19 protein-coding genes and 1 pseudogene are annotated in these 24,638 nt (G+C 43.6%); 2 read left to right on the forward strand and 18 right to left on the reverse strand.

Features of this window, described 5'->3' with window-relative positions:
- Window positions 1-302: 302 nt before the first annotated feature.
- The 8 genes from MHH60_RS04235 to MHH60_RS04270 all read right to left on the reverse strand — a co-directional run bounded on the left by MHH60_RS04235 (window position 303) and on the right by MHH60_RS04270 (window position 13,824).
- Window positions 303-1,769, reverse strand: a complete 1,467-nt coding sequence (locus tag MHH60_RS04235) for an ABC transporter substrate-binding protein (RefSeq protein ID WP_036682927.1) — start codon at window positions 1,767-1,769, stop codon at window positions 303-305.
- Window positions 1,770-1,901: 132 nt separating this feature from the next.
- Window positions 1,902-2,774, reverse strand: a complete 873-nt coding sequence (locus MHH60_RS04240; protein WP_036682930.1) for a carbohydrate ABC transporter permease — start codon at window positions 2,772-2,774, stop codon at window positions 1,902-1,904.
- A 1-nt stretch (window position 2,775) separates the two neighbouring features.
- Window positions 2,776-3,603, reverse strand: coding sequence for a carbohydrate ABC transporter permease (locus MHH60_RS04245; RefSeq protein ID WP_370511483.1), 828 nt, complete (start codon window positions 3,601-3,603; stop codon window positions 2,776-2,778).
- Between the two features lie 210 nt (window positions 3,604-3,813).
- A complete protein-coding gene (locus MHH60_RS04250; protein ID WP_076134518.1) occupies window positions 3,814-5,142 on the reverse strand; it encodes a response regulator in 1,329 nt (442 codons plus the stop codon).
- A gap of 19 nt (window positions 5,143-5,161) precedes the next feature.
- Window positions 5,162-6,955, reverse strand: coding sequence for a cache domain-containing sensor histidine kinase (locus MHH60_RS04255; protein ID WP_076134519.1), 1,794 nt, complete (start codon window positions 6,953-6,955; stop codon window positions 5,162-5,164).
- A 1,612-nt stretch (window positions 6,956-8,567) separates the two neighbouring features.
- Entirely contained in the window at window positions 8,568-9,206 is a 639-nt protein-coding gene (gene pgmB, locus MHH60_RS04260) for a beta-phosphoglucomutase (protein WP_076134520.1), read from the reverse strand.
- A gap of 32 nt (window positions 9,207-9,238) precedes the next feature.
- Complete coding sequence (locus tag MHH60_RS04265; protein ID WP_076134521.1) at window positions 9,239-11,521, reverse strand: glycosyl hydrolase family 65 protein; 2,283 nt, start codon at window positions 11,519-11,521, stop codon at window positions 9,239-9,241.
- Entirely contained in the window at window positions 11,518-13,824 is a 2,307-nt protein-coding gene (locus MHH60_RS04270; RefSeq protein ID WP_076134522.1) for a glycoside hydrolase family 65 protein, read from the reverse strand. Before MHH60_RS04270 ends, MHH60_RS04265 begins: the two co-directional genes overlap by 4 nt.
- Window positions 13,825-14,246: 422 nt before the next feature.
- On the opposite strand from MHH60_RS04270, the gene MHH60_RS04275 reads away from it, so the two are divergent.
- On the forward strand, window positions 14,247-14,972 hold the full coding sequence (locus tag MHH60_RS04275) for a Crp/Fnr family transcriptional regulator (protein ID WP_036682945.1): 726 nt from the start codon (window positions 14,247-14,249) through the stop codon (window positions 14,970-14,972).
- Between the two features lie 179 nt (window positions 14,973-15,151).
- Here MHH60_RS04275 and MHH60_RS04280 read toward each other — a convergent pair whose 3' ends face one another.
- The 10 genes and pseudogenes from MHH60_RS04280 to MHH60_RS04325 all read right to left on the reverse strand — a co-directional run bounded on the left by MHH60_RS04280 (window position 15,152) and on the right by MHH60_RS04325 (window position 23,840).
- Entirely contained in the window at window positions 15,152-15,943 is a 792-nt protein-coding gene (locus tag MHH60_RS04280; RefSeq protein WP_076130683.1) for a formate/nitrite transporter family protein, read from the reverse strand.
- Window positions 15,944-15,995: 52 nt separating this feature from the next.
- On the reverse strand, window positions 15,996-16,316 hold the full coding sequence (gene nirD, locus MHH60_RS04285; protein WP_076134523.1) for a nitrite reductase small subunit NirD: 321 nt from the start codon (window positions 16,314-16,316) through the stop codon (window positions 15,996-15,998).
- Between the two features lie 32 nt (window positions 16,317-16,348).
- Window positions 16,349-18,772: a nitrite reductase large subunit NirB gene (nirB, locus tag MHH60_RS04290; protein WP_076134524.1), complete on the reverse strand. Its 2,424-nt coding sequence runs from the start codon at window positions 18,770-18,772 to the stop codon at window positions 16,349-16,351.
- Window positions 18,773-19,002: 230 nt separating this feature from the next.
- Window positions 19,003-19,713 carry a hypothetical protein gene (locus tag MHH60_RS04295; RefSeq protein ID WP_076134525.1) on the reverse strand — a complete coding sequence of 237 codons (711 nt, stop codon included), beginning with the start codon at window positions 19,711-19,713 and terminating at the stop codon, window positions 19,003-19,005.
- Between the two features lie 150 nt (window positions 19,714-19,863).
- Window positions 19,864-20,559 carry an iron-sulfur cluster repair di-iron protein gene (gene ric, locus MHH60_RS04300; protein ID WP_076134626.1) on the reverse strand — a complete coding sequence of 232 codons (696 nt, stop codon included), beginning with the start codon at window positions 20,557-20,559 and terminating at the stop codon, window positions 19,864-19,866.
- A gap of 358 nt (window positions 20,560-20,917) precedes the next feature.
- Window positions 20,918-21,040 (reverse strand): annotated as a pseudogene (locus MHH60_RS04305) (hypothetical protein); the annotation flags it as partial.
- A gap of 141 nt (window positions 21,041-21,181) precedes the next feature.
- Window positions 21,182-21,907, reverse strand: a complete 726-nt coding sequence (locus tag MHH60_RS04310; RefSeq protein WP_076134526.1) for a hypothetical protein — start codon at window positions 21,905-21,907, stop codon at window positions 21,182-21,184.
- 211 nt (window positions 21,908-22,118) lie between these two features.
- Window positions 22,119-22,436, reverse strand: coding sequence for a winged helix-turn-helix transcriptional regulator (locus tag MHH60_RS04315; protein ID WP_036682958.1), 318 nt, complete (start codon window positions 22,434-22,436; stop codon window positions 22,119-22,121).
- A 124-nt stretch (window positions 22,437-22,560) separates the two neighbouring features.
- On the reverse strand, window positions 22,561-22,884 hold the full coding sequence (locus MHH60_RS04320) for a hypothetical protein (RefSeq protein WP_076134527.1): 324 nt from the start codon (window positions 22,882-22,884) through the stop codon (window positions 22,561-22,563).
- A 23-nt stretch (window positions 22,885-22,907) separates the two neighbouring features.
- Window positions 22,908-23,840 carry a Gfo/Idh/MocA family protein gene (locus MHH60_RS04325; protein ID WP_370511484.1) on the reverse strand — a complete coding sequence of 311 codons (933 nt, stop codon included), beginning with the start codon at window positions 23,838-23,840 and terminating at the stop codon, window positions 22,908-22,910.
- Window positions 23,841-24,006: 166 nt separating this feature from the next.
- Here MHH60_RS04325 and MHH60_RS04330 point away from each other — a divergent pair, with 166 nt between their 5' ends.
- Complete coding sequence (locus MHH60_RS04330) at window positions 24,007-24,627, forward strand: TVP38/TMEM64 family protein (protein ID WP_076134529.1); 621 nt, start codon at window positions 24,007-24,009, stop codon at window positions 24,625-24,627.
- Window positions 24,628-24,638: the final 11 nt, after the last annotated feature.

Raw genomic sequence — 24,638 nt, forward strand, 5'->3', positions numbered from 1 at the left:
TTGATTTGTTTTCAAAGCGCTTTCATTCGATCATTTTATAGGTTTTTTACCATTATTTACGCTGTAATATCCCTTAAATCTAAAGTTTATGTTTAAAAAGACAAGAACCAATACCCATTTTCTACCTTTTCGTTCGCAAAAATATTTTAAAAAAGCAAATCTAATTTTGTTGACACTCTATTTTTTCCCATGACCCTCTAAAAAATAGTCGAGTGTCACCCGTCGTGTTAATTTATAAAAATATCAATAATATAAACATAAAAAAACCGACTCCTAAAGGAGCCGGTTCTGTTCTTCCTTGCCTATTCTACTTTAATTGTATCGAAGAATTTCTCTTGCACTGTTTTGGCAGCAGCTTCAAGCTGTGTCTTGGAATCTGTTCCTTTTTTGGAGAACAGCTCTTGAATTACATTGGACATGGTTGCATAGTAGTCCTGTGTATTGTATTGCGCTTCCGGTTTACCGTCCAGCAAACCTAAAATATCAGGGCTGTATTGATATACATTTGTATATTTATCATACACAGCTTTTGTTTTCTTACCGAAGTCAGAATCTGCAGAATAGTAATCTAAGAGCGGCGGAATAAAGTATTTGCCATCCGTTGTACGTTGTTGCAGAACCGCATCCAGTGCTTCTAGACCTTTATCAGAGAAGTAATCAAATGTAATATAACGGAATGCCATTTCTTGCTCGTCTGGGGTTGCATTTGGATTGATTACAAGGTAGTCACCACCAAGTACCCCAGTGTGTTTTCCGCCTTTTTCCATCGCAGGCATTGGATACGTAAGTACATCTTCTGGTTTCAGACCGCCTTGATTCAACGCTTGCTCAATAACGCCGTCAGATCCAGCCATTACCATTGCTGTACGACTTTGTTGGAATGCGCCTACAGCATCGCCCCAGCCTAGTGCCCAGTCCTGAGGAATCGCGTTTGCTTCCCATCTAAGTTTCTTGTAGAAATCCAGCGCTTTAATCCCAGCCTCAGAATTAAAAGTAGCTACAACCTTACCGCCTTCAATCTTCTGAATTTCACCGCCAGCTTCGAACAGGAAGTTGGTCCAGTTCCAGCCTGCTTCATTCCCTTTACCCATTGGAGCAATACCAGAAATCCCTTTTTTGGTATCAGCTACGCCTTTAGCGGTATTCAGCATATCATCCCAAGTCCAATCCATAGGTGGAACAGCAACGCCTTTTTCATCCAGCATTTTTTTGTTGATCATTGTGGTTGTTACATAACCCTTTTGAGTTACGCCGAATACTTTTCCGTCAATGATAAATTGATTTTGGAGAACCGGGTTAATTTGATCCTTAAATTCGTATTTATTCCACAGATCCGTAATGTCAGCTACCCAGCCTTTTTCAACTAAGAATTTTGCTTCTGTAGCGTAAGTGTTAAAGAAGGTTGGAGCTTCATTTGCTGCCATTTTGATGCCGATTTCACTTACATTGTACTGCCAATCGTCTTTGACGATTTCAACATTGGGATATTCCTCTTGGAAACGTTTGATCTTGTCATCTTCCTGTGCTCTAACTTCGGTTAGGTCAGGGGTTGGATAGTGAATTTTGATGGTCACTTTTCTTTGTGTGATATCATCAGTTGGCGCTGCTGTAGCACTGCCAGCATTATCTGTTGCAGCATTCGTTGGCGCAGTAGTCGCTTCCCCTTCCTTGTTTCCTGTCGTGTTTCCGTTATTGTTATTACCGCCGCAAGCGGTTAACAACGATCCGGCCACAAGGAGGCTTAGTAGCACGCTAGAGTACTTACGCATTGAAACTCCCCTTTTCAATTCATAGTTATCTTACATATCGATCATAAAAGAGAAATCGTTTACAAACGAGGTGCATTTATATTCCTTTCATGTGCATGTTTACGATCCGTGACTAAATCCGTCGATCCTTGCTTATCCCTTAACTGCTGATAATGCGACGCCACGCATAATGAACTTTTGGAAGATCAGGAAGACAAGGATCGGCGGCAACGATACGATAAATAGGATGGCGAATTTAATATTCGTATTAAGTGCCTTTACATTAATAACGTATTTATAGATTGCTGTCGCGAGCGTATATTTCTCTTCACTGTGCATAACCAGAGATGGCCAGAACCAGTCATTCCATGCTGTAGAAAAGATAAAGATCGCCAGCGTAGCAAAAATCGGAACCGACAATGGCACTGCAATGGAGAAAAAGCTTCTCGGCTCAGAGGAACCGTCAATCCGCGCGGCTTCAAAAATTTCAGGATGTATCCCATCAAAAAAGTTCTTTAAGAGTAGAAAATAGAATGTATTCGCACCAGCAGGCAGCCAAAAAGCAGCGTACTGATTCAGTAATCCAAGCTCTTTTAGATTGACAAAGTTGGGAATCATATAGCTGGTCGCCGGAATAAACAATGTCATCAGGAAAAAGAAATAAATTGCCTTTCTGTAAGGGACATTCATACGAGAAATGCTGAAAGCAGACATTCCCAATACGACTAGTGTCACGACCATATTCCCCACAAAAATATAAATGGTGTTTTTAAGGAACATCAGCAGATCAATGTAATTCATCGCTTCCTTAAGGTTGCTGAAGTGCCATTCCTGCGGGAAAAAATGCGGTGGGAATGAGTTCACCTCTTGATTCGATTTCAGTCCGTTAAATAACGTCATACAGATCGGATACAGCATGCTGAACACCATAATCAAAATAACCACGCACATCAAGCCATAAACGATCTTATTGCTTGTTTTTTTCAAATCATGTTCTGAGAGAATCCCTCTGTCTGCGCTCTTCATCTTAGTTGTCCTCCTTGTTAAGCTTGAACTGTAAAATGCCCAAACCACCTAGGACAACGAACATTAGCATGCCAAGCGCAGTCGCTGTTCCATAATCGAGTCGCGTAAAAGCATATTTTACGATCAGCAGCGCATAGGTAAGCGTAGTATTATTCGGCCCACCATCAAGCAGCGCCATTTGTGACTGATACCCTTGTGAAGTCCCGATAATCTGTAATATCAGCATCAAAATGATCAAATTACGTAGCGAAGGCAATGTGATGTACTTTATACGTGCCCACACACCCGCCCCATCAATCTCAGCTGCTTCATACCAATCCCGCGGAATGCTGAGTACAGCAGCCAAGTATATTAGCATCCCTGATCCAAACTGCTGCCACGTCTCCATAAAAACAAGGGAAATCATCGACCACCTTGTATCTGTCAGGAAAGCAACCTGGTCCACACCAAGCGAGCTTAATACCGCGTTGATTGGGCCCACCGGATCATAAAGCCATCTCCAGAGTCCATATAGAACCACACCAGGCATTACGAAAGGAAGGTAAGCCGCTACCCGTACAAAGCCCCCAAACCTTCTCAGCTCCGAGATCATAATGGCAAAAGCAATCGGAACCCAGAACCCGATAATAAGACATAGAAGCATGTAATACCCCGTATTTTTTAACGCGGTCAAAACATCCGGATCACTAAGGGCTCTAGCGTAGTTCTCAAAGCCAACAAAGCTATTCCCTTTTACAAAATCAACATGGTAGAAGCTGTACAACAAGCCTTTAAAAATTGGCACCCACAGGAACATTACAAAAATAATCACAGCAGGTACGAGGAACATATATCCCCAAAAGTTTTTCTTCCAGCGGTTTTGCTTGTAAGGTGTACCCTTCAGCGCCGGCGGATTTTCGGATACAACTGCGGTTTGATTCATCAGGCTCCCTCATTCCATTTTTCTTTCAGCATTTTTCGCAAAATGCTTCCTACCTTAAATTGTAGAAAATGAGGGTTGTACTGAACATGTCTAAATCTACCGAAGTAGTATGTGTTTTTACTTCTTCAATTCACTGGGGCTAATCCCATAATATTTTTTGAAAATTTTACTAAAATGCTCTGGTGATTCATAACCTACACGCTCGGCGATTTCGTATCTGCGAAGATCAGTGTTCAAAATCATCTCCCGGCTTTCTTCCATCCGCAGCTTAATTACATATTCCCACAGGTTGTAACCTGTATTTTTCTTAAACAGATAGCTCAAATAATTGGGACTGACATGGTTTTTCTTAGCCACTTCATGGATGGTTAATCCTTTTTGCGCATAGTTCTCGTCAATATACTCTCTCGCCTTCTCTACAATCAGATTGCTGCGTGTATGAAGCTCTTCTACTGAAGGATCGGTTGTGTAGCTGTTCCAATTAAAATCCCCGTAGTAAAACACATAATGGTCATTATGTTCATTATTCCAGAGAATGGCTTTGGAGGCTTGACGGTTCAATACAGCCATAAAAGAAAGACCCTTGAGAATCTGGCTGATGCCGATAACTGCATTTAAGTGCAAATATTTTTGAATATTAAAATGAAGACTACGGCCAAGGATATCTAGCCTATTGATTTGACTGGCAGACGAATCTTCATAGCTTTTTTCATCCCATTGAATAATGATCGTAATCTCTTCATCCTCTGCGTAAAAGGCTGTCGAGTTCCACTCCTGATCCATCAGCTCTTTGGCGATATTCAGAGCGGCATAACAAAGAAGCCGTCTGTCCCGCAGGGTGTAGTGCTTCTCCTGATTCATTCCAGCCAGAGGCACCTTAATTTTTAAGACGGAAAAATAAGGCCCTTGCAGTTTCAGGTTATCCAGCTTTTGCAAGCGTTCCGCATCACACAGTACACCTTCAGGCTCAATGAGCAGCTCATTCAATAACTTGCTGTATTCCGGAAGCGGCTCTTCCAGCCGAAAGCTTTCATTAATTCCTGACATGAAAATATCCAATTCTGGTGATGGTTTCCCCATCTTAAGCAGCACATTTCGCACCGAATCCAGAAATTGCTCACTGTTCAAAGGTTTGATCAAATAATCCTTCGCGCCAAGCCTAACCGCCATTTGCGCATATTGAAATGTCTCGTGTGCAGAAATCACGATGGTCTGTACCCAAGGTTTGGCCAATTTTGCATGCTGCATTAGATCAATCCCGCTCATTGCGCCCATCTGAATATCCGTAACGAGCAGGTCTATTTCCTCCATCCGAATGCAGTCCAGCGCTTCAAAACCACTGTTTGCTGTATAAATATGGTCTATGTTTAACCCCGAAGAAGCTAATAAATTGCTCAGCCCTTTACAAATCAAGGGTTCGTCATCCACAACTAATATATTGAACATATCTGTATGCTCCCCTTCCTTAGTCCTGATTCTCTGATTTCGGAAGCTTAACCGTCACCAATGTACCGCCCTCTTTACGAGGGGTATAGCTCATGCCATAATCAGAGCCGAAGTGTAAATGAATACGCTGGTTAATGTTGCGAATCCCGTAACCGCTGGCCGGATTTGGACTGTCGTCATTCAGCACAGCTTCGATGGCCTGATAATCAACAGACTTATAGCCGTTATCTTCAATCGAGATCTCGACGGTATCGTCCACACAAACTGCGCTAATGATGATTTCCCCATCCTCGCCCATATTTTTGACACCATGAATAATAGCATTCTCAATTAACGGCTGCAGGGTAATTTTAGGAATTAGATTTCTTTTCGTATCTGGGTGAATCTCCATTACTACACGAAATATATAATCATACCGGTGCTGCTGCAGCTTGATATAGGCCGTTGCGTGCTCCAGCTCTTCTTCAAGGCTAATCAGCTCCCTTCCCCGACTGAGGCTAATCTTCATAAGCTTGGATAATTCCTTGATCATCTCGGCGGATTCAACGTTGCCTTCCAGCGAGCTTTTCCAGTAAATACTCTCTAAAGTGTTGTAGAGCAAATGCGGATTGATCTGCTGATAGAGCAGTTGAAGCTGTGATTCCTTCTGTTTTAGCTCCATCTGATATTTATAAGTAATTAGTCCATTTAGCCTGCGGGCCATGTCATAGGTAGATCCAATCAGCACACTGACCTCATCGTTACTCCCTCTTTTTGGCGTCTCCGGGACACGATTGCCTGGCTCAAACTTCCGGACGAAAAAAGCTAACTTTTGCAAAGGCGTCATTAATGAACGCCAGAAATAAGTAATCATGATTAATCCAAAAACAGCATAGGCCACAGTTATGTATTGAATCACACTTTTCATTTCGTTTTGTTGCTGCAGCAGCGCTTTCACGGCGATTTTGTAGACTAGCTTCTGTCCTAAGGCATGGTTATTATTGACCACATAAATAAAATCCGAAGTAATAACATCCACGGTTCCTTCCAAATCCTCAGCAACGACCGTCTCCGGCAGTGTAATGATCTCACCAGTATTATTCGTAGTAGAAGCGAGTACACGATTATCCAGATCTGTTAAGTAAATATCACCATCAGGCAACGATATGGATTTGAGGGATTCTCCGATTTTTGCGTCCATTTTGGTAATGACTAAAACCCCAATGGTCTCAGCTTTTCTGGAGATGTTATTGACAGCTCTCATATAGGTAAGAGTCTTCAAGTTTTCCGCTTGCGCACTTAGCTTCCCTGTGAATTTTAGAGATCCGCGACCCTTTTTCTGGACAACCTCCTCGAACCAATATGGCTCTTCCGCTTTGGAAAAGAAATATACCCCCGCCTTCTTAACCTGCGGGAAATTGGGTGCAAAAAAATAATAATCCTCGGGATCGTATATATAAAGGGAATAATAGATGCCGTCCCCACGCTCAGCTCCCTGCGAGTAACTGACCAACAGCTTCTCTATCGTCTCATAACGTTTAACCCGCTCCAGGATGGTATCCGAACCCGTCATATTAATCTGCTGAATCAGAGGATTTTGTATTACAGTGGTAGTAATTTTATTTACGGTATCGATATCTCGGTTAATGATGGTGAAGTTTTGCTTGTTCAGCTCTACATAAGCATTCGTCACATGGCGCTTCAGAATTTGCTCAGCCTTCATATTCCCGTAAATGTTCAAAAACAGAATCGGCGAGATCATAATCAGAAACAGCAGGATAAGCTGTTGTTTGACGTTCAGCTTCAGAATCGGCCTAATCAGCCTAGACAACATCGAGATACACCTCCGGGTTCAATAACTATATCAAAGTGATAAACGCTTACATATGTTTATTTTAAAGTTTTTTATGTTCATTTGTATGTAGTTTTTTCTGTTGGGCGGATAAAAAGAGCACGTCGATATGTTCGCCACTACGTGGAGCGTTTGGGCTTACGATCGCTGTTATCCTCAGATTTCCTGATTTTATACCGCTGAGCGGTAGAAATCCGAGGATAAAGGCGACCACTGGCGTTTCTCCAGCTCCAAACCTCCACTTCGCAACTCCATCAACGGAACTCTTAAAAACCGCAAACAGAAAAAGTGGGAGGCGACGTAAAGGACACTGCGTGGGGCTAGGAGGAATGATCTCTATATGTAAGAAGTGCGATGTATGTTCTTGAACACTTGAATACTCAAGTACTTCAATACTTGAATGTGCTTTGTTGTTGGGCGTCTGGATTACTTGATGTGCGATGGTGGTGCTTATTGTGCGTTGGATTGCTTGATGTGCGATGGTAGTGTTGTAGGGCGTTGTGGGCGTTGTGGGCGTTGGATTGCTTGATGTGCGACTTACTTATTCGGCGTTTTGCATCCCCACACCCCCTCTTCACGATGAGCGATCGGACTCAGATGCAGCTATTGGGCTAATTTTTGGCTTTTACGGGGAGGTTCGGACTCCAGAGGCGTTATTCGTTCCAAACATGCGCGATACGAGGGCTTTTCGAGCCAATAAAGACTATGGAGTCCGATAGGTTCGCAAATGAGCCGGATTATTACTTATAGCGACTATGCGGTCCGATAAACTGTTGAGCTTTTTGACTAACCTTCTGAATTTCTTAATATACGACTAATAGCGATTATGGGTCCGATCACCGTCTGAGCTTAAGACTAACCTTCTGAATTACTTAATGTGTAGCTCAGCTACTTATTCGGCGTTTTGCATTCCCACACACCCTCTTCACGATGAGCGATCGGACTCAGATGCAGCTATTTGGCTAATTTTTGGCTTTTACAGGGAGTTTCGGACTCCAGAGGCGTTATTCGTTCCATAAATGTGCGATATGAGAGCTTTTCGAGCCAATAGCGACTATGGAGTCCGATAGGTTCTCAAATGAGCCGAATTATTACTTATAGCGACTATGCGGTCCGATAAACTGTTGAGCTTTTTGACCAACCTTTTGACTAATTATCTGAATTACTTAATGTACAGCTCAGCTACTTATTCGGCGTTTTGCATTCCCATACACTCTCAGCACGATACGCTATCGGACTCATATGCAACTATTTGGTCTAATTCCAGCTTTTACGGGGAGTTTCGGACTCCAGAGGCATTATTCGTTCCAAACATGCGCGATATGAGGGCTTTTCGAGCCAATAGCGACTATGGAGTCCGATAGGTTCGCAAATAAGCCAAATTTTGGCTAATAGCGACTATGAGGTCCGATAGATAGTCTCAGCTTCTGCTAGACCTGTCGCAGCTTCTACCAAGCTTTCTGCGCTAGCTGAATAAAGGGACTTGGCGCAGGAATTAAGAACAAAAAAAGACCGACCCCATAGTAGCATCCGCTACCATGGGGTCGGTCACATAACATCGTTGCACTGTTAACATTATATGACTAACTAAGCTTTAGTCTGTCAGCAGCTCATACAATCCTTTTACGACCAGATCAGCTTCCTTCAGCACCTCAGGTTTGCCGATACCTACAACCTTCATCCCAGCAGCTTTACCGGCTTGAACACCTGCCTCAGCATCTTCAAACACAACACATTCATCCGGCTGCAAGCCTATCTCCTGAGCCGCGATCAGGAACACCTCCGGGTCCGGTTTGGCTAGTGACACTTTGTTGCCGTCAACAACCGCATCAAATAAGTCTGTAATGTTCAGCTTATTCAAAATAAACTCAGCGTTCTTACTGGCTGAACCTAATGCAATGCCAATGCCACGTGATCTCAATCCTGTCAGGTATTCTTTCACTCCAGGCAGCAGCTCCGATTCCTCGAGTCGAGAAATGTATTCTACGTACAGGCGGTTTTTCTTCTCCGCCATTGCCAGCTTCTCTGCTTCCTTAAATTCCAGGCCACCCACTTCCAGCAGGATATCAAGTGATCTCATCCGGCTCACACCTTTAAGCCGTTCGTTATCCTCCTCCGTGAATTTAAAGCCAAGCTCATCTGCAAGACTCGCCCACGCCAAATAATGATATTTGGCTGTATCTACGATCACGCCATCCAGATCAAAGATGGCGCCTTTCATATTTTCCAACATTGATTTGCTTCCTCTCCGTTGTGTATTAATATTTATAATCCCGTTTCATCAAAGGCCAGTCGAAGGATCTCCCCTGCAGAGCAGGACTTGCCTTCTCCGCCTTGCACCGAGAATACTAAGTCTCCACTGTAATCAGCAGCTGTGATCACAGTGACTTCATCCTTACTGATCCGCAGTTGGATGGTGTCGCCGCGCAGGGTAACCGGAAGCTGAACGGACTGCCAATGTTGCGGCAGAGATGGATTGATGTGGACAACCCCTCCAGCGTAGTCCAACCCAGCGAAGCCAAGAACCGCAGCCATCCAAGCACCACCATTCGCAGCTGGATGAGTCCCACCAATGTAGAGATCCCCTACATATTGCTTAGATCCGCCGGTGAGATCGACAGTAGCTGTACGCATAAAATACGGATAGCCCCAATCCGGTGAACCAATATCTGCAGCTACCAAAGCGTAAATACAAGGGCTTAAGCTTGATCCGTGTTCCGTACGCGGTTCGTAAAATTCCCAGTTTGCTTGTTTCACTTCCTTGCTAAAGGAGTGTTTAAACAGATTCAGCATCAACACAACGTCTGCTTGTTTAAGTATGGTTGTGGTGGTAGCTAAGCCATTGCCGCCGCCAAAATACTCATTTTTATTAAGCACACGTGATTTCAGTTCTGTTAGTTCTACATCCTCCAAGGTGAGGTACCGGTCGAATTGTTCAATAACAAGACTGGCAGGATCAGGCTGTGGGACATAAAAGCTATCCAGCATCGTTTTGAACTCCTCCAGGAATGGCCCTGAGCTAAACTGAGCGGACAATTGACCGTAGTCCTCAGGATACTTCTCTTGCAGCAAAGCTGCTGTATGCAAGGCAATCTCCAGCGTCTCTTTAACCAGTGCATTGGTAAAAGCATTATTGTTCACACGCTCATGATATTCATCCGGACCTGTAACATCCAGAATCTCAAACCGCTGTTTAACCGGATTATAGTAAGCGTAAGAGTAGAAAAAACGAGCGCATTCCCAGATCACCTCAGCTCCTCCACTAGTAAGCAGACTTTCATCCCCTGTGAATTGAACATATTTCCAGATCCCATGCACAACGTCACCACTGATATGAACCTGTTTATCGCGGAAATAGGTGCGCATCGGCCGGCCTGTAAATACATCATTTACATTAAACAAAGTACAGGCATCATCTCCCGTATCCTGACTTTCCCAAGCATAAAATGCGCCCAAAAATCCATATTCCGCTGCCTTACGGCGAGCACCATCCAATGTATGAATCCGGTACATCATCAAGTTCCGCGCTACCTTAGGATCACTGTGCAGGAAAAACGGCAACATAAACATTTCCGTATCCCAGAATACAGCTCCCTTATATACCTGACCCGATAATCCCCGGGCTGGAATAGACACCTTCTCCGAAACTGTAGGCGCAATGATTAACAGCTGATAGATACTATATCTCAAGGCAAATTGGGCAGCTTCATCACCTTCGATGATTACATCACTGTGTGACCATCTCTCATCCCATATCAGACGGTGAGCCTTAAATAACGCCTCATAACCCAACGCCTCAGCAACATGGACAGATTTAACAGCTTCCGTCTCCGGCTGATCCGCATCAAGTCCAGTATAGACTGCTACATACTTAAACCATTCATACGTCTCACCCGCACGGGCATCAAAAGAAATCCGGCGAACAGCAGCCCCATCTTCCAGTTGCTCCTCACCAAAACTGAATACCGCCCTCTCCGCCACAACCACCGGAATTTTCAATTCTCCGCTAACCGATGAAGAGATCAGCACCTCGTCCTTCAATTGCACCGTTTGTCCGTAGAGATGAGGTCCATTGATATCCCACACATCTACGTCAATTCCCGTCTCAATGGCTACTCGGCAGTCTTGTGTGCTGCGAATAGAGTATTTACTAACGAGCAAGTGAAGATTATCCTGGCTTACGAAACGTTCTGCAGTAAACGTTAACGTCCCGCCGTCAGGTACAGCATATTCAGTGCTCCGATGATGAATGGCATTTCGGATATTCAGCTCCTGAGTATGAGCGACCGGTTCACGGTCAAGTACACTTAAGAGCTGAGCATTACAGAAAATCTTGGTCAACAATCCATTAGGGGCATTAACTGGTTCTCTCCATTTGTCTCCTGCTCTGTCATATAGACCTGCGAGGGTGACAGCTACCAGCTCGGTTTTGCTGAATTCCTCCAGTGTGCCGCGATATCCCATGTAGCCGTTGCCTAACATATATTTGTTACCGTTTGTCGTCACCAGCTGTTTATCAAAACAGCTATCCTTTACGGTCCAGTTCATCCTGCCAGCATCCCTTCACCTAGCGGAAGCGTCTTCCCGGAAGCATCCACTGTAATCGACTGTTTGTACACTATAATTTCGGTACTTCCACCATTAACCGCAGTGATTGTTACTGAATTTTTGTCGACCACAATCCTCAGGAGCACTCCTTCATACAACACTTGGAAGCTATATTCATCCCAGCGTTCTGGCAGGGTTGGCTGAAAGGACAGACGTGCTCCATCCGAGCGCATTCCGCCAAAGCCGTAAACAATATTCATCCAAGCAGCAGCAATTGAGGTAGTATGCAGCCCTTCACGGGTATTGCGGTTATAGTTGTCTAAATCCAGTCGAGTAGCAAATTCAAAAAACGAATATGCTTCCTCGGGTTTGCCGATTTCACTTGCCAAAATGGAGTGGATCGAAGGTGACAGCGAAGACTCATGAATACATCTAGGCTCGTAGTATTCATAGTTCGCCAGCTTCGCTTCTTTAGAGAATTGTCCGCTGTACAAGAACATAAACATAAGTACATCCGGCTGTTTAATCATGTCATAGCGATACAAACGATCATATGACCAGTTCGAATATAACGGGAATTCTGTTACCGGAATCGAATGAATATCAATATGTGGCATATCGAAGAACCCATCATGCTCTTCATAAACTCCTGTCACTTCGTCAACCGGAATCCGCATATGCTGCGCCTTGTTGTCCCAATCGGTGAGTTCCTCGTCATGGAGTCCAGTTTTTTCTACCACAACTGCAAAAGCAGCAGGAGCCTGTTCTTTCATCTCCCGAAGAGTCCCTAGAGTGTATTCAAAAGATTGTTGAGCCATCAGATTAATGTAACAGTTGTTATTGACCATCAATTGGAACTCATCAGGGCCCATGACGCCAAAATAACCATATTCCCCGCTGCGTTGCCCCCATTGACCACGTGTAGCATAGAATCTGCTGATCTGAATCAGCATCTCAGCCCCCTTACTGTGCAGGAAGCTTTTATCACCGGTATTTTTGACATAATGCCAAATGCCATAAGAAACAGCAGTCCCTACATGAAGCTGAAGATTAGAGTGCTGCCAGAGATCACAGCTTTCTGTTCCATCTATAGTAGCAATGGGATAGCAGGCTCCCTCACAATCCACTTCTTTAGCGCGCTGCATAGCCTGCGGCAATGTTTTATATCTGAATTCCAATAAGCTCCGGGCAGCCTTTGGATTATTGAACATATAGAACGGTAGGCAATAGGATTCTGTATCCCAAAAAGCCAACCCACGATATACTTCCCCCGTCAGCCCTTTGGCACCAATATTAAATCCGGGATGATCGCCATGATAGGTCTGATAAAGCTGGAAGATACAGAAACGAATACCCTGTTGATTCTCAGGATCACCCTCAATTCGGATATCACTTGTCTCCCAGATGCTTTTCCAATAAGCTGTCTGATCAGCGATTATTTGGGTATCTGTCAACTGGCTTGCTGTTTCAGCAAGAGACAGACCTTTGCTCCACAGCTCTTCAGCTGTATGGGCAGAATCACTATCCGAATAGTTCATAACCAGTTTGGTAAAATAGGAGACTTCTCCTTCCGTAAGGTCCAGGGTGAAATTTTGTCCAATAAATTTATCACTCTCGACAGCAGTGAGCTGTAACGGCTGCGAGGATTGTAAGGTAAAGCTTGAGAACAGCTTATTCCCAGTATTCACTGTACTCGCCATAATAGCAGAGGACGCTCCACTTACTCCGCTGCGGAGACTGTTCCACATACATTCGCCGCGTTCTTCATGAATAATGCCGAAATCAAGACCTGTACAAATGTCCACGCTCCCCGAGAAATTAAGAGGTTCAAAATCTACCCGCTGCAACCCCAAATGAGACATAGTCATACTGACCAGACGTGTAAAGACTACTTTTAGCGACTTGCCATCGTTTAGATGCCAGACTAGCTCTCTCCGGTACGTACCTTTACGAAGATCCAACCTACGCACATAATCCGTTACGTTACTTTTTGCTAAATCAAGCTGTTCACCATCTACAGATAGACGTGTATACAGCCAGTCCACCGCATTCACCATATATCTCAGCGAGCGAATAATCCCTTTATAGTGATTGCCAATATCCAATTGTTCATTTAATCCATTAAAATAACTTCCTTGCAGGGTGTCACCTGAATATCCTTCCTCTGCATATCCCCGTACACCCATATATTCATTACCCAATGAAAAAATAGATTCCGAAGTCCGATTTCGCTCTGGATCAAAGCCCTCTTCAATAATTGCCCACGGATCAACCTTAAGATATTTGTCTGCTACTTTAGCCATATATGATTTCTCCTTCTCCTGATTTTTGCTCCAATTTCAGGATATCGCTGCATAGCAGTAGAGCCAATGTCCGACCGTAATGAAGATGTGTGCATTTATACGGAGTTGAGATAAAACTAATTTCTTGAACATGAATTTCAGCTATGTTATATGTTACAATCTAACGGGGACGCAAAAAAACAGCGATTAACCCAGTATTTGAGAATAATGGATAGCCGCTGTTCATATATCATAAACGTGAGATCACTTACTCTTTTTTAGTTAAAAAGAATATTACATCGAACACTTTAGAAGTGAAATTTATCACAATGTTGAAAATTCGACACTTTTAAACGATTTTTTATAACCAATTCGAGGGATTTTCAAGGTATAATTAATTTAAAATTTACTGAAAAACTGAGGGAATAAAGGGGATGTCGATTATGCTAAAAGAACATTACAATGTTATCGAAGCCCACGGAAATACAAACTGTTTCTCCGAACAGAATTTCAACAGACTTCTAGTTACAATGAAAGAGCGCATAGTTCCAGAGGGTTCACATCTATTCTGGGAAGGCGACTACTCGGATAAATTGTTTTATATCAAACGTGGACGTGTGAAATTAACTAAATCTACTGATGAAGGTAAAGAACTCATTCTTTATATGTATCAAGCTGGTGATATGGTAGGTCAAGCAGATCCATTCTTCAGCACTAAGCATAGCTTTACAGCCGAAGTGATTGAAGAAAGTGAAGTTGGCGTCATCGAACAAAAGGATCTAGAAATTCTCATTTGCCAACATTGTGATTTTGCTATCGACTTTATGAAATGGATGGGTATTCATCACCGTCTCACCCAAACTAAATTCCGTGATCTAATGATGTACGGCAAACCAGGTGCACTCTGCTCCACGCTCATTCGTCTTGGCAACACCTACGGTGAGAAGAGCAGCGATGGTGAGAATATCCTTATCAACAAAAAAATTACGCATACAGATTTGTCCAACATGATCGGTGCCACTCGTGAAAGTGTTAACCGGATGCTGAGCGACCTGCGTAAAAAAGATGCTGTTGAGTATGAGAACGGTATGATTGTCATCAAGGACCTTGGCATGCTGCAAGAAATTTGCCACTGCGAATTGTGTCCAAACGAAATCTGCCGGATCTAATTCCGTTATAATATACCCTCTATTCACCTCAATGAAACATACATGACCCAATTATTCTGCATAATATTAAATAGAGTGGTCCAAGGCGCCTAATGCAGGTGTCTTTTTTTTATATTCAACAAAAAAAGAGCTAAACCCAAGATCGGTTCAGCTCTAATATAGTTAATTAAAAATGGATCTTAACGGTTGTTGCGAGCACCACGCACTGGTGAGATCACCCAATAGGCCATGCCGACGAATACGCCTCCACCAATGATATTCCCCAAAGTTACAGGGATCATATTATGCAGCCATCCAGCTATCGTAATGGTTTCTGGATGATTTGGAAGCAACACAGCAACACTAAGCAGAGTCATATTAGCCACACTATGCTCATATCCGCTTGCGATAAAGGCAAACAGACACCACCAGATTAAAATTAGCTTAGCAGATTCACTTTTAGCGCGTGAGGACATCCATAGCGCTAAACAGACCAGCCAGTTACATAGGATTCCACGAAAAAACAGCTCAGAGAATGGGAGACTCATTTTTTTAGCAGCGGCTGTAAAGATCAAATGCTCCGGCGGCGCAGCACTGAACAACCCAGTCCCACGAATTAAAAGTGCTAAAATCACTGCACCTACCACATTCCCGATGAATACAAGAATCCAGTTCTTAACGGTATCCCAGATACTGGTTCTGCCTGCCAGTGTACTTACAGTAAAAAACATATTATTTCCGGTAAACAGCTCGGAGCCTGCAAATACTACGAGCGTCAGGGCGATGCCGAAGGATGTGCCCATAATAAGCGGTTGGAAAGGAGATTTGGCAGCTGCCAGTGGTGCTCCTAGGGAGAAAATTAGGATAATCCCAATGCCTACATAAGCACCTGCCAATAGGGCTGCTAAAAAATATCTTGGCAAGCTTTCATTCATTTTGTCCCGCTTACTGACTGCCGTCTCTACGATGCTCTCCACACTTTGCGTAAACATAATACTCCACCCCACCGTTTTCTATTAAATCTATTACTACACTCTTCGGTGTCTACACGCTCACTGTAACTTTCTCTCCATCCAGTGTGACTGGATAAGTCACCACACTACCTTGGTCTGGTGCCTGCACCTCACCCGTGCGCAGATCGATTTTCCAATCGTACAGTGGATCGTACAGATAGTGACCTGACACAATCCCTTCAGCAAGCGGTCCCCCCTTAGGATGAGGACTGCGATTCTCTATTGCATAGATGGCTCCGTCAGAGGCACGGAACACAGCCAGTTCAACATTTCCAGCAATCACTACGCGGCCAATTTGCAGCAAGAAATCCTGTACTGATCCTATTGCATACGTTTGTGTGGTCTTATTCATCGGTCTCTCCCCTTCTGTGTGCGTTATATCCGCTAGACTCTTGTTTCTTCAAAAAGCGCAGTACGAGTGCTGCTGTCATTGAGCATTTTTTTCCAAGGATCCGTCACCTGAGTCAGAGCAAAGTCAATCCGTGCGGCCAGCTCTTTGCGGTTATCTTCATTATTCAAAATGACCATTTGAATCTGCTCAAGTCCCATACGCTCAACCCACTCGGAGGTTCTCTCCAAATAATTGCCGGTCTCACGGTAATATTGCATCACAGCGGAGCACACTTCGATCAACTCTTCATCGGTCTTAATTTTGCAGAAGGAGTCAGCGATCCGTGGCTTGATCCCACCGTTACCACCAATAAATACTTCCCAACCGCCATCATTACCGACGATGCCAATATCCTTCGTACAGGATTCCGCACAGTTACGTGGACAGCCGTTGACAGCTATTTTAAACTTGGCAGGAAAATCAAGACGTTCATACTTACGTTCTATGAGCGCGCCCATTCCCAGCGAATCCTGTGTGCCGAAACGGCAGAACTGTGAACCCACACAAGTCTTAACGGTACGTAGCGATTTGGCATAACCATAACCTGATGGCATATCGAGCTCTTCCCATACTTTCGGCAGATCCTCTTTTTTCACCCCGATTAGATCCAGGCGTTGCCCACCAGTCACCTTCACAACTTTTACATCATATTTAAGGGAGACATCAGCGATTTTCTTCAAATCCTCCGGTGTCGTTACCCCGCCGTACATGCGTGGAATAACGGTATAGGTTCCGTCTTTTTGAATATTGGCTCCCATACGTTCATTAACAAAGCGTGATTCCTTCTCGTCTTGATGTGTATCCGGATTTATCATCCCCAGATAATAGTTAATCGCCGGACGGCATTTAGAGCAGCCTTCCTCTTGTTTCCAACCCAGTACATGCATAACCTCTTTAGTAGTACTAAGACCTTTAGCTGTAATCTCAGCAACAATCTCATCCCTGCTAAGCGTTGTGCAGCTACAAATCCCTTGCTTGGCAGACTGTTCAAAACTATCACCCAGGACAAATTGTAAAATTTGTTCTACAACCGGTTTACAACCTCCGCAAGAGCGCGTCGCTCCTGTACATGCTTTAATTTCGTCCACAGTAGTAAAACCATTTTCTATGACCGCATCCACAATCGCTTTTTTCGTAACCCCGTTACAGCCACAGACGATTTCTTCGTCCGCCATCGCTTCTACGGATGTGCTCTTTTTGGCTCCGCTTCCGCAGCAGCCCGTACCCATAACCTCTGTATAAATTTCATCGGTCATTACAGCGCCTTGTTTAACTAACTTTTGCAGGCTAGCCGACTCTGTCACATCCCCGAACAGGACTGCACCAACAATGACATTGTCTTTGAGCAGAATTTTCTTATAGGTTCGCTTCCATTCATCTTTGCTTGAGATTACAGTATGTTCAGGGGAATCCATAAACTCACCTGCAGAAAATACATCCACACCGGAAATTTTTAATTTGGTGGAGACAACAGAACCTTCATATGGGTTTGTATCACTTCCGCAGAGATGTTTAGCTAGAACCATCCCCTGCTCAAAGAGCGGCGCTACTAATCCATAACAAACTAGGCGATGTTCGGCACATTCGCCAATGGAATATACATTTTGCATAGAGGTCTGCAAATAATCGTCCACTACAATCCCACGATTAACAGCAATTCCGCTTTCTTTTGCCACAGTTATATTCGGTTTGATGCCAACAGCCATAACTACAAAATCAGCCGCAAGTGAAGTGCCATCACTAAATTGTAATCCACTTATTCTCTGTTCCCCGGTCAATTCTACTGTTTGTTTGCCCATGGCAAATTTCACGCCTTGACGCTCTAGCTCAGCTTGCAACATAGAGGAGGCATTACGATCCAGCTGGCGCTCCATTAGATCTTCCATCAGATGCACTACAGTAACGTCCATGCCAAGGTTCACAAGACCCTTTGCCGCTTCCAATCCAAGTAAGCCACCACCGATTACCGCCGCTTTGTTGTATTGTTTAGCTGCAGCCAGCATCGCATCACAATCTGCAATATCCCGGAAACCCACTACGCCTTCCTTATCACAACCAGGTACAGGTAAAATAAATGAATTCGAACCCGTTGCAATAATCACTTTATCGTAAGAAACAGCCATACCGTTATCCGCAATTACTTGCTTGGAATGCTCGTCAATTCGTGTAACTGTTGTTCCAGTATGCAAGGTAATGTTGTTATCTTCATACCAATTCCAGTCGTTTAGGATGATATCGTTGATGGTTTTGCTGCCTTCGAGAACATAGGACAACATGATCCGATTATAATTGGGATGAGGTTCGCTTCCAAAGACCGTAATGTCATAAGCTCCACCTAGCTTCAATATCTGCTCTAGCGTACCTATGCCTGCCATACCGTTGCCGACTAATACTAATTTTTCTCTCTTCGCTGCCATGGTTAGGTGCCTCCTCAGTCTTATCCGTTCTTGTTGAACTTTGCTTCAACTTCTCTTCTACATAATGGAATTATACATTTCAAAATTTAAGAGAGATTGTGATTACAGTCACATTAAATGTGAATATTTTCACATAAAAATAAGACAACTTTATTAGGTTATAACTTCCAATTAAAAAAGCCAGATCACGGGTTCTGAGCAACCGTAGATCTGGCATTTATGTACTTTTTTTAACGTATAGCCAATAAAATCTCCAATTCATCCTGCACTCTAAGCTTCATGTCCATTCCATTCTCAAGCAGCTGCTTCCCATTCACCTTCATCTTCCAAACTTCATTGCTAAGAGGAGTATAATCACCAATGGATAACACCTTTTTGTTGTCTTCGGTCAACTGCACCACACTGCTGTTCTTCAACAAACCTCTCACTGTTAAATCTTCAGTAAATCCCATAACATATGAATGATTCAAATTCACTTGCTCACTTCCACCATTCACGGTCAACATCACAATTTGAAGGGGTTCCTGATGTTCCTTAGACATCGCCGTAATTACTAATTTTGATTCATGCCCGACGGTTCGACCCCAATCCTCAGGTCCAATGGTCTCCCCATCCATTTGCAGCTCCCAATTCATTCCTGGACCGAGTGAAATATTATTTACTGCTAGAATGCTTGTGTTATCCTCAGAAAAGGTGGCCTTCCCACTACCTTTCAGTAGGTCAAAGATCGTTATCCCTTTTCTGTAGCTCTCGCTAAGCTGCTTGTCCAAAGGGTTGGTAAGCAAGTCATTTCCCGCAACGATAAGCGAAAGCGCAGGTCCGTCTGATCCTGCTAAGCCATTATTCCCTTCATTATTAACGTCAACAAGAGTGGAACATCCCCCTATTATGAATACGATGACTAATCCTAGTAACAACCTCCACATATATTTCGTGGGCATAGTGACACCGCCTTGTCCCGCCTAATGACCACACAGCGTCTCAGGCTTGTAGTAAGTTATGCATACTGTCTATTTAAGAATAACGTAAATAAGCTTTGTTCTCAAATATAAAAAAAGTCCCCTAAGGGACTCTTTGAAAACTCATTTTTTCTACTGGAATCTAGGGAACAATATATTATTCTCCAGATGAACATGTTCAAAAGTCATGCTCTCCAGCTCCTCTAGCCGGGCATAAGTCAAACGATAGGTTGTACAAGCATGAGCCGGTGGGGTGAAATCATCTGTTATTTTGCGTATTTGTCTCAATATATCGCCTGCTGTGTCATGTTCACTCTCAAGGTCAACTAATGCCTCACGAAGTATGGTCAGCCCTTCTTCACTTGGATTGGCATCACACGCTAATAATTTTGGAAACTCGTCTTCCTCTTCTTTAGCTGTATGCTGAAGCAGATCTTCCTTAAGTGTATTAAACAAGCTATATAACTCTTCTAAATGAGGGGAATCTCCGCCATGCACCCGGTATACCTTAGTTACATTTTGGCTAATCAGGGGCAGCTCTTCCCGCAGGTAATGGTGATGTTTACTCACTATATGGTCGATTAACTCTGCAGAAGGTGCTGTGTTCCATGCGAGTTCTTCTTGTGGTACCGGATATTCCTCGAATAGCTTGTTGAGATCACTAATGATCATCTCTTGATCTAGTCCACGTTCTACCGCTGCTTCAGCAAGAGGTTTGGCGCCTCCACAGCAGAAATCAATCCGTTTGGACTTGAAATAATCCGCAGCTTTTGGGAATTGCAGCACAATATCTTTTACCAGGGCATCTGGAGTAAATCCAGGTTGCACCGATTGCTTATGCTGTAAATCCGAAATTCTATCATTAGGTTGTTTAGTTTCCATAATAGTTCCTCCTCGGGATATGTGATCAGGTTCTGAAAAAATCTTTTCTACCTGTTCACCTTAACCCTGAAAGGAGTTTTGACTTGTGATTGTACTCACGAAAATTGTATCTCTTTGTTGAACGAAAAAGGTCAATCATGGTGGTATCTGACGCTTTAGCGTACTTTAGGTTAAAACTATCAAGCATTATTGATGTACAAACGAAATGACGAAATTTTATACAGGTATTATATGTGTTATTGGCTGAATAATAGATTACTTTGGCACTGGGTAGCCCCGGCAAAAGAAGAAATTTGAGCGATACTTAGAAAGTTTCTTCTGTTACAGCCTTAAAAGGAGCGTGTCCATTTTCTGCATTTCTTAATAAAGTCGGCTTTCTAAACCTTAAACTGCACCGCAACTTATAAATAGCCGTGTCTTCATTCATTTAAACTCCCATTATTTTACTTTAAATCCTTTCTTTTAATTTTTCATTTCTAATTACTGCCCTGAAAATAGCAGATAACAAAAACAGGTCAATCCTGGAGATAAATCTCCACAATCGACCTGACACTAGAATCTGTATCTTCTATTGAACATAAGCCTGCATATACGTTCGCTTACCCTTTGCGTCCTTCAAATAAGGTCCTAAGCCAGCAAAGCGGGAGTGATCCATATAAACACCAGTCATCCATCTTCCCTCTGTCAGGCCACCATTCCATTTGAGAACAAGGTCAGGGGCGGCAATCCATTCCTGATAGATCTGTATATTCTGATCTTTGTACTCTTTACAAGGCTTAGACTGCTCCAGAAGACGTAGATCATTAAGGTAGGTTGGCACGAAATAAGAGGATATCGTATGCAAATCATCTTCATCAAAAAAAGGCTCATCCCCTAAAAAGGGTTTGAATAATACGGTATTCTCGTACATGGACCAAATTAGGGCTTGTAGCACCATGCTTTGGCGAATGCCATTATGGAACTTATATTGTCGTTGATTACTCGCCACATTCACTTCTTGAAGAGGTTCCGTCGACTCCAGACAATGCCGTTCACAGCCGATACATTTCCAGCCAGAAGGACTTTGAATCCATTTTTGAAAAATAGTCCCGCTATCATTGTTGCCTTTGTAGAGTGAAGAGATAATGCTGTAAGGCACGCCAATCCACGCATCCCATAAGGAATCTGGAAGATGGCTATGCAGCATGAACAACGTCTTGTCATAGATGAACTGTACTTTGATCGAAGCGTTCTCCAGCTCAGCAACATCCTTTTTTCCATACGTTATTTCCCGGGAAAACAGGGTGGTCTTCATCTCCCTCGCCTCCTAATAGTTTTGCTATGCCTGTACTCCAGCTGAGTAGATTTGAGCAAAAACCAATATTGCAAGCGTTTCCATTCGAGGAACATACAACGTTTTTTCTATTATATTACAGATTTTTTCGATCTGTGCAAGGTTTTTATTTAAAAATTGAAAAGCCCTCCTCCGTTCTTCAGGAAAAAGGGCCACAACACGACTTTGATTTCTACTCTACCCAGCTCTCAGCCCAAGACTGAATCTGCTGCATAACAGGCTCCAGCGCACGGCCTTTGTCTGTTAGTTCATATTCAATACGTACAGGTGTTTCCGGGTATACATGTCTAACCAGAATACCCTCACCTTCCAAATCCTTCATCCGCTCGGACAGCATCTTATCGCTCATTGAAGGAATGAGGCCGGAAATATCTTTAAACCGCTTCGGTCCACTCATCAATGTCTGAATAATAAGTCCATTCCAACGTTTGCCTAAGAAAGAGAAGGCTGTCTCAAATCTGGGACACATCGAAATTTGATGTTCTTCCATTGTTCTCACCTCTCACTAGCGAAACTTACTATTAGTTAGTATATATAATATTAACACATTTCATCCCTGATGAACATCGTTTACTAAAAAAAGTTCATCTGACATTATCATTATATCCTCGTTGTCAATCCCCTGTATGTGCTTTAGATTTCCTTTGAGCAATCGCTTCTGTCACGATTTGCGCCAAGTCATCATTTCCGAATAAGGAGAGTACGCCGAGAACTGTGTCATCGGAGATATCCCCTGCTTCCTCCGCAGAAACCGTTAGGGCAAGCGCTTTTCGCAAGGCTTCATTCCCTTCTTGCTGTGGATAAGCCTGCAAATACAAACTGTGCGGGTCGAGTCCTTGATTCACGCACCACTGGGCGAATACAAGGATCATCATCTCTTCCTCACGCTTATAGCTTTCGATGATTTGTTCCTCCACTAATTTACGGTTGTCTTCCATAATTTACTCCTTTCTTAGAGACCTCATTCAGCAAGCTGAGCTGCCAATCTATGACTAGGCAGAACTGCTGAAGCAGCAATACTGCATAACTCTGGTGTATTTATATTGTTCAGGAAATGATCTACCACTCCACCAAAACCTCTTCTATCCAGCACCGTATCCCAGCTTCCAAAGCTCTGGGTCCGTGGCAAAGCATTTTTTTCATATAGGATGGCTTGGTCCAGATCTGCCACTTCCACCGAACGGCCATTACCGTGCAGCTCCAGCTTCTCCAAATCAACACCCGCCTCACGAACCATACTATACATCCCCACTGAGCCTTGCTCCCAACCCAGCATTCCAGATGCCTGCACAAGTCGCCCCTCTCCATTGGATTGAAGATTACTGCGAAGCAGCTCATACTGAGCTCCACATAACCATAACAGCAGATCAAGCATATGAATCAAGTCGTCATGCACAGTCTCACGGCTGCTGCCTGACTGCAGCTTTGTGCGATGTTTAATCGCGTGGCAATGGCTAATTCCGCCGGCTTCCTCGAGCCAACTCTTGGCAGTGACATACATTGGGGCAAAACGCCGATTAAAGCCCACGCCTAGCAGCAGCCCTTTATTTTCTGCCAGCTCTGCCATCCTTCTGGATTCTTCCAGATCATAGGACAGCGGCTTATCTACATACACCGAAATCCCCTGTTCGAGACATTTTGTTACTATATCATAATGGGTCGTCGTTGGGCTATGCACAAATACTGCATCCAGGTCCCAAGACAACAGCTCGTCCAAATTTGTCGTTCCTTTAGGAAAACGGTAGGCATTAACAGCTTGCTCTACTGTTGTGGATGAGTGACTGAGAACCCCCACTACCTCAACTTGTCCATGCTGAGAGAGCAGTGGCAAATATACTTTGCGGGCGATATTGCCAATCCCGATGATGGCGACTCTTTTGCGTGCAGAAACGATCACTGATCTAACTCCCCTCTTTATAATTCAAGAATTTATCTCTCTCTTTGTTCTCTATAAATGCTATTATACCTGCTTGGCGTTCGCCGACAATGATCTTCACTTCAATATTTACTTTTTATCCCGTATGATGAGATGAATGAGTGGAAGAAAGGGTATATTAGCTATGAGAAAATGGTTCTCGATTATTCTTTATGTTTCGGGTACAATCCTTGCGTTTATCTACAGATATGACATCCTTAGCTGGATGAAAGAAGATCATAATCTTTTCGGCTCCATAGGGATCGCAACTTTACTGGCTCTCTTTCCAGTTGTACCATACAAAGCGGTCATCGGATTTTTTGGTTATGCATACGGAAGTTTGGCCGGTGCTTTAATTTGCTGGGTAGCTACAACCCTTGCTGCCGCATTCCTTTTCGGCGTAGTGAAGTTCATATTTCAAGATCAAGCGAGAGCTTATCTGACTTCTATTCCCCTACTCGAAAAATTCACAAAAGGCATAGAACGGCGGCCCTTTGCTTCTATTGTCTTAGCACGTCTCTTGCCGATTATCCCGCAGACAGCAGTTAACATCTATGCCGGAGCAGCCGGACTGCCCTTCTGGAGTTATCTTGCTGCCTCAGCTATTGGAAAAATCCCAGGCATCGCCTTGTATGCCTTCCTCGGGGATCAACTGTTCCAGAACCCTGGAAATGCGATTATAGCCATTATTGTTTATGCCATTGTGCTTATTATAGCCGGGCTAAGCTTTCGTTACAGTTCACAGGAAGTAAAAAACACTAGGTAACAGAGAGCTTA

Origin of the sequence: Paenibacillus sp. FSL H7-0716 (genome assembly GCF_038002705.1) — a bacterium.
In the GTDB taxonomy this organism is placed as follows: domain Bacteria; phylum Bacillota; class Bacilli; order Paenibacillales; family Paenibacillaceae; genus Paenibacillus_AQ; species Paenibacillus_AQ odorifer.

Bases quoted from the DNA above. Each gene is read 5' to 3' on its own strand.
- MHH60_RS04270 (WP_076134522.1), bottom strand. From the start codon at position 13,824: ATGGCTAAAGTAGCAGACAAATATCTTAAGGTTGATCCGTGGGCAATT.
- MHH60_RS04255 (WP_076134519.1), bottom strand. From the start codon at position 6,955: ATGTTGTCTAGGCTGATTAGGCCGATTCTGAAGCTGAACGTCAAACAA.
- nirB (WP_076134524.1), bottom strand. From the start codon at position 18,772: ATGGCAGCGAAGAGAGAAAAATTAGTATTAGTCGGCAACGGTATGGCA.
- MHH60_RS04235 (WP_036682927.1), bottom strand. From the start codon at position 1,769: ATGCGTAAGTACTCTAGCGTGCTACTAAGCCTCCTTGTGGCCGGATCG.
- MHH60_RS04250 (WP_076134518.1), bottom strand. From the start codon at position 5,142: ATGTTCAATATATTAGTTGTGGATGACGAACCCTTGATTTGTAAAGGG.
- MHH60_RS04330 (WP_076134529.1), top strand. From the start codon at position 24,007: ATGAGAAAATGGTTCTCGATTATTCTTTATGTTTCGGGTACAATCCTT.
- MHH60_RS04295 (WP_076134525.1), bottom strand. From the start codon at position 19,713: ATGCCCACGAAATATATGTGGAGGTTGTTACTAGGATTAGTCATCGTA.
- MHH60_RS04320 (WP_076134527.1), bottom strand. From the start codon at position 22,884: ATGGAAGACAACCGTAAATTAGTGGAGGAACAAATCATCGAAAGCTAT.
- MHH60_RS04240 (WP_036682930.1), bottom strand. From the start codon at position 2,774: ATGAAGAGCGCAGACAGAGGGATTCTCTCAGAACATGATTTGAAAAAA.
- MHH60_RS04245 (WP_370511483.1), bottom strand. From the start codon at position 3,603: ATGTTCCTCGTACCTGCTGTGATTATTTTTGTAATGTTCCTGTGGGTG.
- nirD (WP_076134523.1), bottom strand. From the start codon at position 16,316: ATGAATAAGACCACACAAACGTATGCAATAGGATCAGTACAGGATTTC.
- MHH60_RS04265 (WP_076134521.1), bottom strand. From the start codon at position 11,521: ATGAACTGGACCGTAAAGGATAGCTGTTTTGATAAACAGCTGGTGACG.
- MHH60_RS04275 (WP_036682945.1), top strand. From the start codon at position 14,247: ATGCTAAAAGAACATTACAATGTTATCGAAGCCCACGGAAATACAAAC.
- pgmB (WP_076134520.1), bottom strand. From the start codon at position 9,206: ATGTTGGAAAATATGAAAGGCGCCATCTTTGATCTGGATGGCGTGATC.
- MHH60_RS04310 (WP_076134526.1), bottom strand. From the start codon at position 21,907: ATGAAGACCACCCTGTTTTCCCGGGAAATAACGTATGGAAAAAAGGAT.
- MHH60_RS04315 (WP_036682958.1), bottom strand. From the start codon at position 22,436: ATGGAAGAACATCAAATTTCGATGTGTCCCAGATTTGAGACAGCCTTC.
- MHH60_RS04280 (WP_076130683.1), bottom strand. From the start codon at position 15,943: ATGTTTACGCAAAGTGTGGAGAGCATCGTAGAGACGGCAGTCAGTAAG.